Annotated in this window: 15 protein-coding genes and 1 tRNA gene; 8 read left to right on the top strand and 8 right to left on the bottom strand. The window is 54.1% G+C overall.

Translation table 11 applies throughout. The annotated features are described in order from the left end of the window. Positions 1 to 146: 146 nt before the first annotated feature. The gene (locus JTP09_RS03445; protein WP_204877024.1) at positions 147 to 3,191 is read left to right on the top strand and encodes a UPF0182 family protein; all 3,045 of its coding nucleotides are present in this window, start codon (positions 147 to 149) and stop codon (positions 3,189 to 3,191) included. A 205-nt stretch (positions 3,192 to 3,396) separates the two neighbouring features. Continuing rightward, positions 3,397 to 3,473, top strand: a tRNA-Met gene (locus tag JTP09_RS03440). Here JTP09_RS03440 and JTP09_RS10305 read toward each other — a convergent pair. Further along, on the bottom strand, positions 3,430 to 3,798 hold the full coding sequence (locus tag JTP09_RS10305; protein ID WP_204877213.1) for a helix-turn-helix domain-containing protein: 369 nt from the start codon (positions 3,796 to 3,798) through the stop codon (positions 3,430 to 3,432). The genes JTP09_RS03440 and JTP09_RS10305 overlap by 44 nt on opposite strands. Positions 3,799 to 4,364: 566 nt before the next feature. Between JTP09_RS10305 and JTP09_RS03430 the strand changes: the two genes are divergently transcribed. The 3 genes from JTP09_RS03430 to JTP09_RS03420 all read left to right on the top strand — a co-directional run bounded on the left by JTP09_RS03430 (position 4,365) and on the right by JTP09_RS03420 (position 5,531). Further along, positions 4,365 to 4,526 carry a hypothetical protein gene (locus JTP09_RS03430; RefSeq protein ID WP_204877022.1) on the top strand — a complete coding sequence of 54 codons (162 nt, stop codon included), beginning with the start codon at positions 4,365 to 4,367 and terminating at the stop codon, positions 4,524 to 4,526. A gap of 137 nt (positions 4,527 to 4,663) precedes the next feature. Then, entirely contained in the window at positions 4,664 to 4,819 is a 156-nt protein-coding gene (locus tag JTP09_RS03425) for a hypothetical protein (protein ID WP_204877021.1), read from the top strand. Between the two features lie 130 nt (positions 4,820 to 4,949). Continuing rightward, on the top strand, positions 4,950 to 5,531 hold the full coding sequence (locus JTP09_RS03420; protein ID WP_204877016.1) for a sigma-70 family RNA polymerase sigma factor: 582 nt from the start codon (positions 4,950 to 4,952) through the stop codon (positions 5,529 to 5,531). A 612-nt stretch (positions 5,532 to 6,143) separates the two neighbouring features. Here JTP09_RS03420 and JTP09_RS03415 read toward each other — a convergent pair. Continuing rightward, a complete protein-coding gene (locus JTP09_RS03415) occupies positions 6,144 to 6,584 on the bottom strand; it encodes a hypothetical protein (RefSeq protein WP_204877015.1) in 441 nt (146 codons plus the stop codon). 573 nt (positions 6,585 to 7,157) lie between these two features. On the opposite strand from JTP09_RS03415, the gene JTP09_RS03410 reads away from it, so the two are divergent. Beyond that, entirely contained in the window at positions 7,158 to 7,538 is a 381-nt protein-coding gene (locus JTP09_RS03410) for a DUF4190 domain-containing protein (protein WP_204877014.1), read from the top strand. A 91-nt stretch (positions 7,539 to 7,629) separates the two neighbouring features. Here JTP09_RS03410 and hisN read toward each other — a convergent pair whose 3' ends face one another. From hisN to JTP09_RS03390, 4 genes are all read right to left on the bottom strand, one after another. Continuing rightward, entirely contained in the window at positions 7,630 to 8,454 is an 825-nt protein-coding gene (gene hisN / locus JTP09_RS03405) for a histidinol-phosphatase (RefSeq protein ID WP_204877012.1), read from the bottom strand. A 40-nt stretch (positions 8,455 to 8,494) separates the two neighbouring features. Next, a complete protein-coding gene (rsgA, locus tag JTP09_RS03400) occupies positions 8,495 to 9,583 on the bottom strand; it encodes a ribosome small subunit-dependent GTPase A (RefSeq protein ID WP_204877011.1) in 1,089 nt (362 codons plus the stop codon). Next, positions 9,583 to 10,884 (bottom strand): 3-phosphoshikimate 1-carboxyvinyltransferase, encoded by a 1,302-nt coding sequence (gene aroA, locus JTP09_RS03395; protein WP_204877212.1) that lies wholly within the window; start codon positions 10,882 to 10,884, stop codon positions 9,583 to 9,585. The genes rsgA and aroA overlap by 1 nt, the downstream gene beginning before the upstream one ends. Before the next feature lie 198 nt (positions 10,885 to 11,082). Further along, on the bottom strand, positions 11,083 to 11,595 hold the full coding sequence (locus JTP09_RS03390) for a DoxX family protein (RefSeq protein WP_204877009.1): 513 nt from the start codon (positions 11,593 to 11,595) through the stop codon (positions 11,083 to 11,085). A 278-nt stretch (positions 11,596 to 11,873) separates the two neighbouring features. On the opposite strand from JTP09_RS03390, the gene JTP09_RS03385 reads away from it, so the two are divergent. Both JTP09_RS03385 and rsrA read left to right on the top strand, forming a co-directional pair. Next, positions 11,874 to 12,506, top strand: a complete 633-nt coding sequence (locus JTP09_RS03385) for a sigma-70 family RNA polymerase sigma factor (RefSeq protein ID WP_204877007.1) — start codon at positions 11,874 to 11,876, stop codon at positions 12,504 to 12,506. Positions 12,507 to 12,514: 8 nt separating this feature from the next. Further along, positions 12,515 to 12,775: a mycothiol system anti-sigma-R factor gene (gene rsrA / locus JTP09_RS03380; RefSeq protein WP_204877006.1), complete on the top strand. Its 261-nt coding sequence runs from the start codon at positions 12,515 to 12,517 to the stop codon at positions 12,773 to 12,775. A 131-nt stretch (positions 12,776 to 12,906) separates the two neighbouring features. On the opposite strand, the gene JTP09_RS10300 is transcribed toward rsrA, so the two are convergent. Further along, positions 12,907 to 12,981 (bottom strand): 50S ribosomal protein bL37, encoded by a 75-nt coding sequence (locus JTP09_RS10300; RefSeq protein WP_370592494.1) that lies wholly within the window; start codon positions 12,979 to 12,981, stop codon positions 12,907 to 12,909. A 193-nt stretch (positions 12,982 to 13,174) separates the two neighbouring features. After that, positions 13,175 to 13,774 carry a GDSL-type esterase/lipase family protein gene (locus JTP09_RS03375; RefSeq protein ID WP_204877004.1) on the bottom strand — a complete coding sequence of 200 codons (600 nt, stop codon included), beginning with the start codon at positions 13,772 to 13,774 and terminating at the stop codon, positions 13,175 to 13,177. Between the last annotated feature and the right edge of the window lie 36 nt (positions 13,775 to 13,810).

Raw genomic sequence — 13,810 nt, 5'->3', positions numbered from 1 at the left:
GTCACTGACGTAACACCGTTACTCATCGAGCACTATAACTGGCACAATAGAAGGTAAAACTTTATCTGCGGCTCAGCCTGCGGCAAAGCCCCTTCGCAACACCAGAAAACCCGGTGTTGCGCCACCCCAATCGATGAGGATTCCTAGTGACTACCGGACCATCCCAACCACGGCCCGCCCCATCGGGTAAACGCAAAAACAACACACTGACACTCACACTGATAATCGTTGCAGTGCTCGTCATGGTCTTTGTTTTTGCCACCCAAATTTACACCGAGGTGCTGTGGTACAACCAGCTCGGCTTCTCCAACGTTTTCGTAACAGAGAACCTCACCAAAGCCGCTATTTTCGTACTCGGCACCTTACTCATTGCCCTGCCCCTGTGGGTCTCCCTCCGCTACGCTCTCAAGCACGGCAAAGCACCCCAGAGCGCACCGCGCAGACCCACCACCCCGCGTCCGCGCTTTGACGCCAACGGCAACCCCCTGCCACCCCAGCAAGACCCTTTCGCTGACCTGCAGGAGATGTTCAACCAGAACCTCAACCGCTACCGCAAAAACGCAGACAACGCGTCCAAAGCCCTGACCTGGCTCATTCCCCTGGGCGTAGGTGCCTTCGTCGCAACCTCACTGATGACCCACTGGGAAACCGTACTGCTCTTTCTCAACGGAACAGAATTCGGTAGCACCGACCCCGAGTTCGGCAAAGACCTCGGCTTCTACATCTTCACCCTGCCCTTCTTGAACCTGCTAACCAGCATTGCCGGTTCAGCCATTTTGATTGCAGCCATCGGTGGCGCCTTCGCCCACTACCTCTACGGCGGAATCACCGTTCATGACAAAGGCATCGAAACCAGCAAACAGTTCAAGCGCCACGCGGCTCTACTGGTAACCCTCTACCTGCTGGTACGTGGCGCTCGCTACTGGCTGGAGCGTTACACCTCGATTCAGGAGCAATCCGGCAAGTGGGCTGGTGCTATGTATACCGATGTGAACGCGATTATTCCCACCCGCTCAATTTTGGCTGTTGCCGCGGTGCTGGTTGCCCTGCTCTTTATCTACGCTCTGGTGCGTAACCAGTGGCGACTGCCTGTTATTGGCACCGCCCTGCTAGTCATCGTCAGCTTGGTTGTGGGTGGAATCTACCCCTGGATTATTCAGCGCTTTCAGGTAACCCCCAACGAACAGGCATACGAGAGCGAGTACATTCAGCGCAACATCGATATGACCCGCGCCGCCTACGGCCTGGATAAAATCGAAGCCAGCGATTATGACGCCACCACTAACGCACCCTCCGGCGCGCTCAAGGGCGAAAGCGAAACCATCTCAAACATCCGTTTGCTTGACCCCAACGTGGTCTCTGACGCTTTCTCACAGTTGCAGCAGTTCCGCCCTTACTACCAGTTCAACGACAACCTTTCTGTGGATCGTTACGAGGTAGACGGTGAAATCCAAGACACCGTCATCGCTGCGCGTGAGCTCAATCCCGCCCAGAACGCGTCCTCATCGTGGTTCAACCAGCATGTGGTCTACACCCACGGTTACGGCGTAATCGCAGCCTACGGTAACCAGGTCGAATCAGATGGTAAGCCCCGCTTCATACAGTCGGGCATCACCGCAACCGGTGAAATCTCTGAAGACTACGAACCCCGTATCTACTTTGGTCAGTCATCACCCAGTTACTCGATTGTGGGTGGCGCTGAGGGGGATGAGGCGCTTGAGCTTGACCGCCCAGCAACCGCCGGTGATGAAAGTTCAGACGCTAAGTACACCTTTGCCGGTAATGGTGGCCCGAACATCGGCAACGCTTTCAACCGCCTGGCATACGCTATCAAGTTCCAATCAACTGATATCTTGCTTTCTGACGGTGTGCGCCCTGAATCTCAGATTCTTTACGACCGCAACCCCTCAGAACGCGTGGAAAAGGTCGCTCCTTACCTGACCGTTGATGGTAACCCCTACCCGGCGATTATTGATGGTCAGGTGCAGTGGATTGTGGACGCCTACACCACCTCTGACCAGTACCCTTACGCTGAGAGCGCGCAGCTATCAGATGCAACTAGCGACTCTGAGACAGCAGCCGGTGTGACCCGCGCTCTGCCGCAGGACGAGGTCAACTACATCCGCAACTCCGTCAAGGCAACCGTGAACGCTTACGACGGTTCGGTGACACTATACGCCTGGGATGAAGAAGACCCGATTTTGCAGGCATGGCAGAAAGTGTTCCCCGGTAACCTTAAGAGCTACAGCGAGATGAGCGCTGAGCTTATGGACCACGTGCGCTACCCGCAGGATCTGTTTAAGGTTCAGCGTGAGATGCTCAACGCCTACCACGTGACTAACTCCGGCAGCCTTTACGCTGGCGATGATGTGTGGTCAACTCCGAAGGACCCGACAGTAAATAACGATCAGCCGCTGCCGCCCTACTACTTGTCTTTGCAGATACCCGGTCAGAAGCAGGCGTCCTTCTCACTCACCACCTCTTTTATTCCTCAGCAGTCTGATTCGAACACCCGTAACGTGATGTACGGCTTTCTCTCAGCGAACGGTGATGCCGGTACCGGCAAAGACGGTGAACGCAGTGAGGATTACGGCAAGCTGACCCTTTTGGAGATGCCTCGATCGTCCGTTGTTCCCGGCCCCGGTCAGGCGCAGAATAACTTCAACTCTGATGCTGATGTATCAACTGAGCTGAACCTGCTGCGTCGCGGTGCTTCGGACGTTATTAACGGTAACCTGCTGACCCTGCCCGTGGGTGGGGGTATCTTGTACGTTCAGCCGGTCTATGTGCAGTCATCGGGCGACTCTGCCTACCCGACCCTGCGTCGCGTGCTAGTGAGCTTCGGCGACAAGGTGGGCTTTGCTCCTACTTTGGAAGAGGCGTTGAACGAGGTCTTCGGCGGTAACTCTGGTGCTGCTGTTGCTGAGGATGCTGGCGTGAATGAATCTGCTGCGGCTCGGGCTGAGTCTGCTGATGCTGAGGAAGGCTCATCTGATGATTCTTCTGCCAGTGCGGTTGATTCCCGTTCATTGAAGGAGGCTCTGACCGATGCCAACCAGGCGATGAAGGATTCAGATGCCGCTATGAAGGCTGGCGACTGGTCAGCTTACGGTGAGGCTCAGGACCGTTTGCAGGAGGCACTCGACCGCGCTGTAGGCACTGGCGCAGAAGAGGAAAACTCCGACAACTAGCCGGTAAGTACCCCTAGAAAACAGTTTCCCCGTTTCGCACCTGTCTACCTACCTAATGGTGGGTGGGCAGGGTGCGAGGCGGGGAAACTTTTGTTTAACTCCCTGGTAGTTGAGTGAGGCACCTGCTTATAATTGTGTTTTAGCTCTCAAATGCCAGTTTTGGTTTGCGCCGGTGAAAAAGGGCGTGTAGAGTAAATATCAACGCCGCGGGGTGGAGCAGTTCGGTAGCTCGCCGGGCTCATAACCCGGAGGTCGCAGGTTCAAATCCTGCCCCCGCAACCATTTCATAAGTCGTCCCGATTGGAACAAATCCGATCGGGGCGACTTTTTTCTTGCCCTTTTCGTCCTCTATAAAGCTTGGCATGGGGACACGCTGGGCGGTGAGTGCTTCGCCTAGCAGCTCAGTGAGGGAGAGCTCTAGAACTCCAGCAATGGTAAGCAGATCCTCAAGACTGAAGGACAGTTTGCCGTTCATTTTTTCTGAGAGGTTACTAGCTGAGAAGCCTGCCTTGGTTGCAAGTTCTCGCTGTGTCATTTCTGCTCGCCCCATAGCGCTCTTGATTTCGCGAGTGATGGCTTGACGAGTGGTGATAGTCTTGGTGGTCATGGCGAAAGTCTATCGTCAATACGATAACACCGCAAGCATAAAACGATGGAAAGTTCTGAAAAAGAGAACATTTATCCTTGATTGATTCTGAAAACAAGAATATAGTTCTTAATTATGGCAGAACACCTGACAATCCAACAGATCGTAGCCCGCAACGTCCGCACCCAAGCCCGCCACAGGAAACTCAAATACAGGGATATAGGTGCAATCCTCGGAAAAAGTAGACCTGTTATCCAAAGCAGGATGTCAGGCAGCGTCGAGTTCAGAATCAGCGAACTCGAAACCCTTGCAACAGAGAGAATCTAGAAGTTATGGACTTCTTCGCAGGAACCACACACCGAGACAACAACACCTGATAACCAAAAATTTTTAAAAAATATCCGTCCCCAGCCCGCCGATTCGGTCATCTCAGTGCATATACATAATGACGGGTTAAAACGCTTAAACTTTGAGCTTTTCAATGACTGCCTCTAAAGGACCCATGTTCATGCAGCAACACCGCCCAGGAAACCCAGCTAGTTGCCTCATCTGCCCCGCTACCCTCAGCCCCTGTTGCTTTCTGCCAGGTGCACACTCGCGAGTACACCGGTCACTGCCCCTTGTGCCTCAAGGAAGCTACCGGTGCTCTGACTGTCGAAAGCCCTGAGACTCCAGCAGATCCTGAAGCTGGTAAAGCCTTCCGTGACCAAATCCGCGCCCGCCGCCTATCTCAGAACCCAGCTGCCTAACCAGGGTAAGAAAAACACTCATGAACCTCCAACAATCCACTCACTCACCTAGCATCATCCGTACCATCGCGACAAACCTCCTAAACCTGTTCTGTCTGTGCTTCACCGCTTTTCTGTGCGTCAGTGTTGGCGGTGCCGTGGCTCTCAAGAACCAACTAGGCGCTTCATCAGTAAACGAAGAAGCCATTGTATACGCCTCTGGTGGTCTGAACCTTTTCTTCATCGTGCTTGCCATCATCTTTGTGCTCAAGACTATCCGTGACCTTTACTGCCGCAAGAAACTAGCCGATTAAGTAGATCACGAGCATAACTCATGATGTGCCTAGCCCGCTCCAACCGTTTCCGCCCTGCCCCTATCACTTAGCCGCACCAGCAGAGCACCACCACCGACTAAAACATCAACCCCAAAGAAAGAAAACAAACATGACCCACACGCAAACAGGAGCTGCCCGCGCCTGGACACCCCAAATGCTCCAAGAATGGCAAAACACCCTCTCCTTGATCCGCTCCCGCCTCACCAGCGATAGCCCTGCCCACGACGCCCACGACGTCCACCAAAACACTTGGCTAGCAGCCCACCAACGTTTGGACTCCTATGACCCCACCAAAGCCCCCTTTGGTCCCTGGATACGATACGTAGCCCTCACCGAAATCAAAACCTACCGGCGCAAAAAGCTCACCGAAGCCCGCCGCGATGAAGAATACAGCGACATGGCGCATATCGGCATCACCGAGACGCTTACCCTGATCGAAGAAGACATCGCAACCGGCATCATCGAAGAAGACTGCGACTATACCCGCCTGCATCACATCATGGGAATCCTGGCCACGATCATGGAAAACCCCGCCCACCTAGAGCGCACCCTCAAGATCGTTCTAGCCTTTGACGGCAACGTAGCTGCCGCCTCTAGAGCTTTGGGTATCGCCGCGAAGACCTTACGGGATAACCAGGCCAATAACCGTGAGATTGGCCCAAGTTATTCATCGGGCTCTGGATGCTCATGAACGGCTTGCTGCTCAGGGAGGCTCTGAGGCTGTTACTGTTGATGGTTTGCTGGACTGTCTGCCGGGTAAGGAGGCTAACTTGCCTGCTGGCTTTAGTGTGCTGGTTTCGATGATAGCTACCGGAACAGACCTTAATACCGCTGCTGTGGCCGCGCTTGGTGAACAGCTAGGCATCTCTCATTCTCTGAGCCGGGATTACTACAACCAGACTATCAAGATGCTGGCGGTGGCTAAGTTGGTGATTGATAGGGGGGGGGCTAGCTGCTTATGGATAAGCAGAGTTATATAAAATGAAACCACATCATTTCATGTGATATGAAACGATGTGGTTTCAATGTGGAGGTGAGATGTCATTCCTTGTTCTGTTCTGCTTTTTCTGTAGGTGGCCGAACCATCCAAAGAAATTTATCAAAGCCACAAATGAGGCAATCCAACTCGCTAGCCCTAGCCATGTGAAGTCAACATCTTCGGGGGCACCAGATTTCTGGCCGACAGAGATGTTGAACTCTACGCGTAGGTAGTAGAAAAATATGCCTAATGCTATTCCCTTTCCCATGAGAATTAGGCTTTGCTGCCAGAATGGCTGGTCTTCACGTTCTGTATTGAACATAATTATTGATTCAGATCTTTACAACTGAGGACAATATCTCTGTACCCTAATATCCTTCCAAGCAAAAATCCCATTTCCTTGCCATACTTACTGGTCGTGCGATTGGCCCAATCTTCTTCAGCAGTTGACTGGAGAATTTGGGAAATGCCCTGTGCGAGCTCCACCCCTCCACCAATTGTTTCTACAAGGGACCAGAACTGCCCGATAGGTGTGCCATGTTTGACCAGTGTTGAAACAACAGCCTTTGCGCAGGCGCTAGCTTTGCCGATATCAATGCCACTTGCAATTGCTCCGCGAGCTAGTGATGGGGAAGTGGCTGCCAGTAAGGCATTTTGTACATCAGGTGAATCAAAGGGTGCTTCTTTGAGATGTTCAGGTAGGTTGTGATATGCGTTGATAACCTTTTGGAGTTCAATGGCAAGCTCTGTTGTCTCGGTATCCAAGCCTTTGGTTAGGGCTTCAGTTCGAGAATGTCTGCCAGTGATCTGTAGGGAAGATTTGCAGGTGTTGCCTGAGCGGTTGTCTCTGTTGCACTGGTCGAAGTGATTGAAGTGGGTAATGATGTTGTGGTTGCGTGGGCCGCTGGGAGCGTACCTGCCATGAGAGTGAGGCTGGTTGCTGCTACTAGGGATGGTGCGGGGCTAGTCTGGCGTACATGATTTCCTCCAGGAGGTTGGCACGGGACTTCTTTGTGATGTACGTCTTATATTTTAGTAACATCTTTGGGGCGAAACAGGTTCGCTTATCATTTGGGCGGGGGCTTCTATAGTTTTCGTCAAACTCAACTGCATACCGCAGAATCTGTGCGTAGTTTACCGCTCGGCGTACTATAACAACTACATCCACTCCAACATATGGGGCTTTTGCCTGCTGCGCGATCTCTAAAAATGTTTCTGGTAAAGTCGGGGTGCCCACAACCTTATAATCGCGGGGCTTACCTCGGCTTTGACTGTGAGGGTGGACGCTGGTCTATACGGTAAGGTTGATATCACACGTTCATTGGCGAAGGAGTTTTCATGTCTACGATGCAGCAGCCCTTTGACTTTTCGACTCCGCGTGAGCCGCAGGAGTTCCGGATTCCTTCTGAGTATCGTCGCCCTCTGGGGGAGTTGCCCATTGATAAGCGGGGTAAGGGCTGGTACTTGGCGTGTGCTTCTATGGCGGCGATGGTGTTGTCTATTCTGACCCCGATACTGAGCGCCGGTATTCCGGGTATACCTTTGGTACCGTCGCTGGCAGCTATTGTCATGGGCGTTATCGCTCTGAAGCGTTATCAGAAGTACCCCAAGACTTTTCTTGCATCGCGCACTAAGACCTTTGCGATACTGGGTATCGTAGGTGGAATATTCGGGCTCATAATCGGCGCTGTGATTACCGTACTCATCACCTTCTCATAAAACTTCAGTTCTATTTACTAAACCCCGGTGGGGTAGCTACTTCTAGCTGTCCCACCGGGGTTTTCTGTGCAAAGAGTGAGTACCTAAAAAATTACTCTCCGTTATCTGCTGCGTCTATACGAGCATCGGTGCCCAGACGTTCCAGAACCGCGTCGTGCAGCAACCCGTTGGATGCTACCGCGTTGCCGCCGAAGGGGCCATCTGCACCGGCAAGGGAGGTAAAGCGTCCGCCTGCTTCTTGAACAATGGGTACCAGTGCCGCCATGTCGTAGAGTGCGAGTTCGGGTTCAGCTGCGATATCAACTGAGCCTTCAGCCACCATGCAGTACGACCAGAAATCCCCGTAGGCACGGGTACGCCAGACCTCATCGGTGAGGTTGAGAAAATCATCGCGTTTGCCCAGCTGTTTCCACCCGGTCATCGAGGAGTAAGAGAAGGATGCATCCGCCAAAGATGAAACCTGCGAAACGTGGAGGCGCTTGGCTGATGAGAGGGAACGTCCGGTGTAGGCACCGATGCCCTCCGCAGCCCACCAGCGGCGTTGCAGGGCGGGTGCAGAGACAACGCCCACTACAGGCTTGCCGTTATCAATAAGGGCAATAAGGGTTGCCCACACGGGCACTCCGCGCACGAAGTTCTTGGTGCCGTCGATGGGGTCAATAACCCACTGACGCGGTGAAGAACCGGTCACGCCGAACTCTTCACCCAGTACAGAGTCGCGGGTGCGCACGCGCGATAGCTGGGAACGAATCAGCCGCTCAGCCTCGCAATCTGCCTCGGTGACGGGGGTAAGGTCTGGTTTGGTTTCAACGGTGAAGTCTTGCGTTTGAAACTTTGAGAGGGTGAGGCGGTCTACGGTGTCAGCGAGAATGTGTGCTAACCGCAGGTCGTCGGTGTAGTTACTGGAGGATTTCATACTGTTGTTTTTCTGATTAGAGGTGCGTGGAGTGAGGGGCTTAGAGGACGACGCCGAGCTCTTTATCGTGATCGCCTTCATCTGCGGCGGCAACCTGGAGAAGCTTTTGGAGAGATTCCAGGCGGGCTGCGCCTGCCTCACCAGCGTGCCCCGCCTTGACATAAGCGATAATGCCGCAGTCCGCGGTACCCGGCGCGTGCTCGCAGCCCTTGGGGCAGTGCGCTGAACCGGGGGAGAGGTCGCTGAAAGACGCGACAATGGTTTCAGGTTCAACGTGCGCCAGCCCGAAGGAACGAATACCGGGGGTGTCAATAATCCAGGTGCCTGCGCTTCGATCTGCCGGACGCACCGCTAGGGCTGAGGAGGAGGTGTGGCGGCCTCGTCCGGTGTGGGCATTGACGTGGCTGGTGGCGCGTTCTGCCCCGGTCAGGGCATTGACGAGGGTGGATTTTCCAACCCCGGAGTGCCCCAGAAGCACGGAGACCTTACCTTCTAGTACCTCGCGTACTGCCTCAATGAGGGAATCTTCAAGACCTTGCGCGTCCTCTTCGCTGGGCGCTTTGCCGTCAGAAGATTTCGAGAGCACTATCTGTACGCCGGTGGCGCTGTAGTAGTCCAATAGCTCTTGGGGGTATTTGAGGTCTGTTTTGGTGATGCACAGAATGGGTGTGATGCCAGCGTCGAAAGCTGCGGCGACGGAGCGGTCAATAAAACCGGTGCGGGGCTCGGGGTTTTGCGCGGCCACCACAATGACGAGCTGATTAGCATTAGCTACCACCACACGTTCTACAGGGTCGGTATCGTCAGCGCTGCGTCGCAAGAGGGACGAGCGCTCTTGGAGTTTCACCAAACGCGAAAGGGTGTCAGTGCCTCCCGAGGTGTCACCCACCAGCCCCACGATATCGCCGGGAACAATGGGGGTGCGTCGTAAATCCTTGGCACGTACGGCGGTGACGGTGCGCTCGGTGTCACTGTTCTCGTCGATGACAGCGGTGTATCTGCCGCGGTCAACGGTAATAATGCGCCCCCACTCGGCGTGATCGTAGGTGGGGCGGTCTTTGGTGCGCGGGCGTGAGCCCTTTTTGTTGGGGCGGGCTTTGACCTCGTAGTCATCCCATGAGCGTGCCATTATGCACCCTTCTGCAGTTCAGCGAGCATGTTAGACCACAAACCGGTGAAATTCGGCAGGGTTTTTGAGGTGGTTTCAACGTTTTCGACGATGATTCCTTCGACAGCTAGACCCATCATTGCGGCGGCGGTTGCCATGCGGTGATCGGCGTAGGTGCGTACGGTGCCTGATTTTTGCACGGGGGCTGTAATACGAATACCGTCTTCGGTTTCTTCGCAGGTACCGCCTAATCGGTTAATTTCAGCGGTGAGGGCAGCCAGGCGATCCGTTTCATGTCCGCGTAAGTGGGCGATACCGCGCAGGACGCTGGTGCCTTCGCACAGGGCTGCAAGGGCAGCTACGGTGGGGGCGAGTTCGCCTGCCTCTGAGAGATCAAGATCAAGAGAAACCGTTCGTCGGTAGAGTCCGCCATCGGCGCCGGTAACGGTCAGTGAGTTTTCGCCCTGCTCGACGGTCGCGCCAAAGAGAGGTAGAATACTGCGCCAGTGGTCGCCACCCTGGGTCGTTTCAGCGGGCCAGTGAGGAATCTCCACTGTTCCCCCCGTAATCACAGCGGCACCAATAAAAGGCCCGGCGTTTGAAAGGTCAGGCTCAATGGTTACCTCAAAACCGGGGAATCTTTGTGGTTCAATGCGCCACTGATTCGGTACGGAGTCATCAATTTCAAGGCCCACCGACCGCAAAACCTCAACGGTCATCTCAACGTGGGGCATAGAGGGAATCGGCTTTCCACTGTGCTTGAGCGTCAAACCATGGGCAAAAGAAGCACCGGCTAACAGGAGAGCCGAGACAAACTGAGAAGAACCCGAAGCGTCAATGCTCAACTCCTGCCGCTCCACGCGTCCGAAACCCTCAACGGTAAAAGGCAAAGACCCCGAGCCGCCATCATCAACGCTCACACCCAAAGAACGTAGGGCATCAATCACCGGCAACATCGGGCGAGCATAAGCGTGCTCATCCCCGTCAAAATGAACCTGTGAGTTCACCAGAGCCGCTACCGGAGGAACAAAACGCATGACTGTACCGGCTAAGCCCACGTCCACGCGAACATCCCCCAAAGAAGTGCCCCGCGTCAAGGGAGTGACCCTGAGATCAGGACCAAACGGGGAGCCCGTCTTAACCTCGGTAAAACACGCCCCGAGAGCCTCCAACGCCGCAATCATCAAAGCGGAATCACGAGAATGAAGTGGCGCGTGAATCACCGACTCCGATGACGCAAGGGCAGCTAGCAATAGATACCGGTTAGTCAAAGACTTCGAACCGGGTACCTGAACCCGCGCCCGCCCGCTTGCCTGAGGCATGAAAAGCGCCAACCAGTCACCGGAATCCTGAACCTCGCCAACTGAGCGAGGACTATTTGCTAGGGGCACAGTCAATCCTTGAAAATCGGTAAAAATGTATTCTTCACCATTTTACGGGTGAGCCGGTTAAAGCACGAACGCCCCGCCCCTGCCCTTCACAAATATGAAGAGCAGAGCCAGGACGCTCGCACCCAGTATTTACTTACCGAAGATATCCTCAGCCTTCTCAGCAACATCAGCGGTAATCTTCTCAGACTTCTTCGCAACAGTCTCACCGAACTTGTTAGCGCGCCAAGCCAATGAGGGGTTGCCGTCAGTATCAACCGATGCCAAAGCAATAGCACCCAGCAAAGAACCGTTCTTCACCAAGTTATTGCGGCGAACAGCCTTCTGTTCCTTGGTATCGTGCTCCGCTGCCTTGTGCTCAATGTAAGCGTTCAGCGCACCAGCGCCCAACAACACAGTTGAAGAAATACGGGGCAGCTTACCCAAGGCAAAAAGCACACCGGCACCCACCTGAGCACCAGCCAACGCCTGACCCACCAAACGCTCCTGACCACGCAACACCGCGAGGCTGGGGTTAGTTGAAGCAGCCAAAGAAACAGCCTTCTTCAAGTGAGCGGACGAAGCCGGATCCTTTAAACGGTCAATGCCAGAAATAATAAAGCTAGAAGCCAAAGCAGGACGCGCAAGACGGCGTACGAGGGACATAAAGACACTCCTTAGTGCGTAATGTGATTGAAGAGGTATCGCATCTGAAACCTCACTCCTTACATCATAAACCTACTGGCAGAGCCAAAGGGATACGGCATCACACCCCGCCCAACACCAGAAATGACAATATTTCTTACCCCGACTCATTCATTTACTGAAATAAACAGAGGTGCTCTAGGGTTATACACAATGATTCTTTAACGGCACAGCCATAAGTGCCCACCACCGTCCCTCACCCGAGAACGACACCGGGCACTGTGAAGAAGGAAAACACTATGACCCCACCTGCTGTAGCTAACACTCAGCAAACGGTAGACCCCACCCAAGAGGACGCCGCTGCCCGCAAAGCGCGGTTCGAACGCGACGCCATGCAATATATCGACCAGCTCTACGCAGCAGCACTGCGCATGGCACGCAACCCAGCAGATGCCGAAGACCTGGTGCAAGAAGCGTACATGAAAGCCTTTTCGTCCTTTCACCAGTACACCCCCGGCACCAATCTCAAAGCGTGGCTTTACCGCATCCTCACAAACACTTACATCAACCTCTACCGCAAACGTCAGCGCGAACCTTATCAAGCAAACACTGACACCGTTGAAGACTGGCAACTTGCCCAAGCAAGTCAGCACGACTCCACCGGTCTAAAATCAGCCGAAATGCAGGCACTAGAAAACCTCCCCGACGCCGATGTAAAACAAGCTCTTCAACAAATCCCCGAAGATTTCAGAATGGCTGTCTACTACTCAGACGTCGAAGGATTCTCCTACAAAGAAATTTCAGAAATCATGGGCACCCCCTTAGGCACTGTGATGTCGCGCCTGCACCGCGGACGCAAACTCCTGCGGGACGCGCTTGCTGACTACGCCGTAGAACGCGGCTTCATTTCGACCACCACGCAGAAAGGATAACCACTGTAATGACCGATTTCAACGAGTGCAGCGGCAGCCGCTGCGAACAAGAAGTCAACAAAATTTATGAGTACCTTGATGGGGCAATCAGCAAAGACGATGTCATCACCCTCAAACAGCACCTCACCGCCTGCAGTAACTGCTCCCACGAGTACGATTTAGAGCTGATGATTCGCGACGCCATCAAGCGATCCTGCTGTGAGAAGGCACCCGAAGATCTCAAAGATAAAATCCGGGTGAGTCTTGATGAGATCAGAACTCAAAGCTAGGAAGTCACCCCCCTACCTTTTGCCCACGATGCCCAGTTATCTAATGTGGGTAGCTGGGTGCTGTGTTTTTTATACAAAAAACAGGCTCTGACACTTTTAGTGTCAGAGCCTGCAAAGTATTTCAAGGTACCTTATGCGTTGGGGCGCTTACCGTGGTTTGCGTTGCCCTTACGACGGTCCTTGCGCTTACGACCGCGCTTGCTCATGAGAGCCTCCTTTTACATGGTCGGTAGCAGCAATCATTCTCAAGAAGAATAATGAGCTACCGGTTGTACTGCTGCAACCGGAAAAATGGTCACAGCACTGCCGTCCATTTTCGCACATCTAGCAAGCGAATGCACCTTTGCGTCAGTGCAAGCTACCCCACGTTGAGCGGGGGATAGGCGAGAGGTAGCGAGTTTAGACAGGCTCGGGCAGGTTCAACCAGGAGTACCAACCGCGATGCAGTACCAGCCACGCAATCAAGCCGTAGCCTGACTGACCTGGCTTGCCGTCGTTAGCTGCCAAGTCGTTGCGCCACTGCTCATGGTGCAACAGCGGGTTGAACGTATCAACGTAAACATGGTTACGGCGGGTGACCACGTCAGCATATGCTGCGGAAAGGTCAGCGATACGGCGGTTGCGTTCAGCGTCCAAGGTGGGGGGCGGGCCAACTACTAACACCTTGATATTGCTCTGCGAGGCCATATCAACCATGTTCGCCAGGTTCAGGCGTGAACGTGCGTGAGTAAGACCCAAATCAATATCGAGGGTCGAGGGCGCAATGACCAGACGGTTATCTGCGCCCTGAGCAAAACGACGTGCCGCTTCTTCAAACCAGCGGGCATTCAGGGCTTCACCACCCTCGCCGGGAGCCGCCAGGTTGTAGGCAGCCACAGAGGCTACATTTTGCGGGGTACGTGCCATGACACGTCCGAACCAACCCAGGGCGCGCGGGTCGCCGACGCCTGAAAGCAGTTCATCACCCACCGCTACAATTCGAATGTTTCGCTGATCCACGAGAACCTTTTCTGTTGACTTAAACTCTTTAGACTC

The sequence above is a fragment of the Rothia sp. ZJ1223 genome, from assembly GCF_016900985.1.
GTDB lineage: Bacteria > Actinomycetota > Actinomycetes > Actinomycetales > Micrococcaceae > Rothia.
This window is presented reverse-complemented; position numbering and strand designations above follow the sequence as displayed.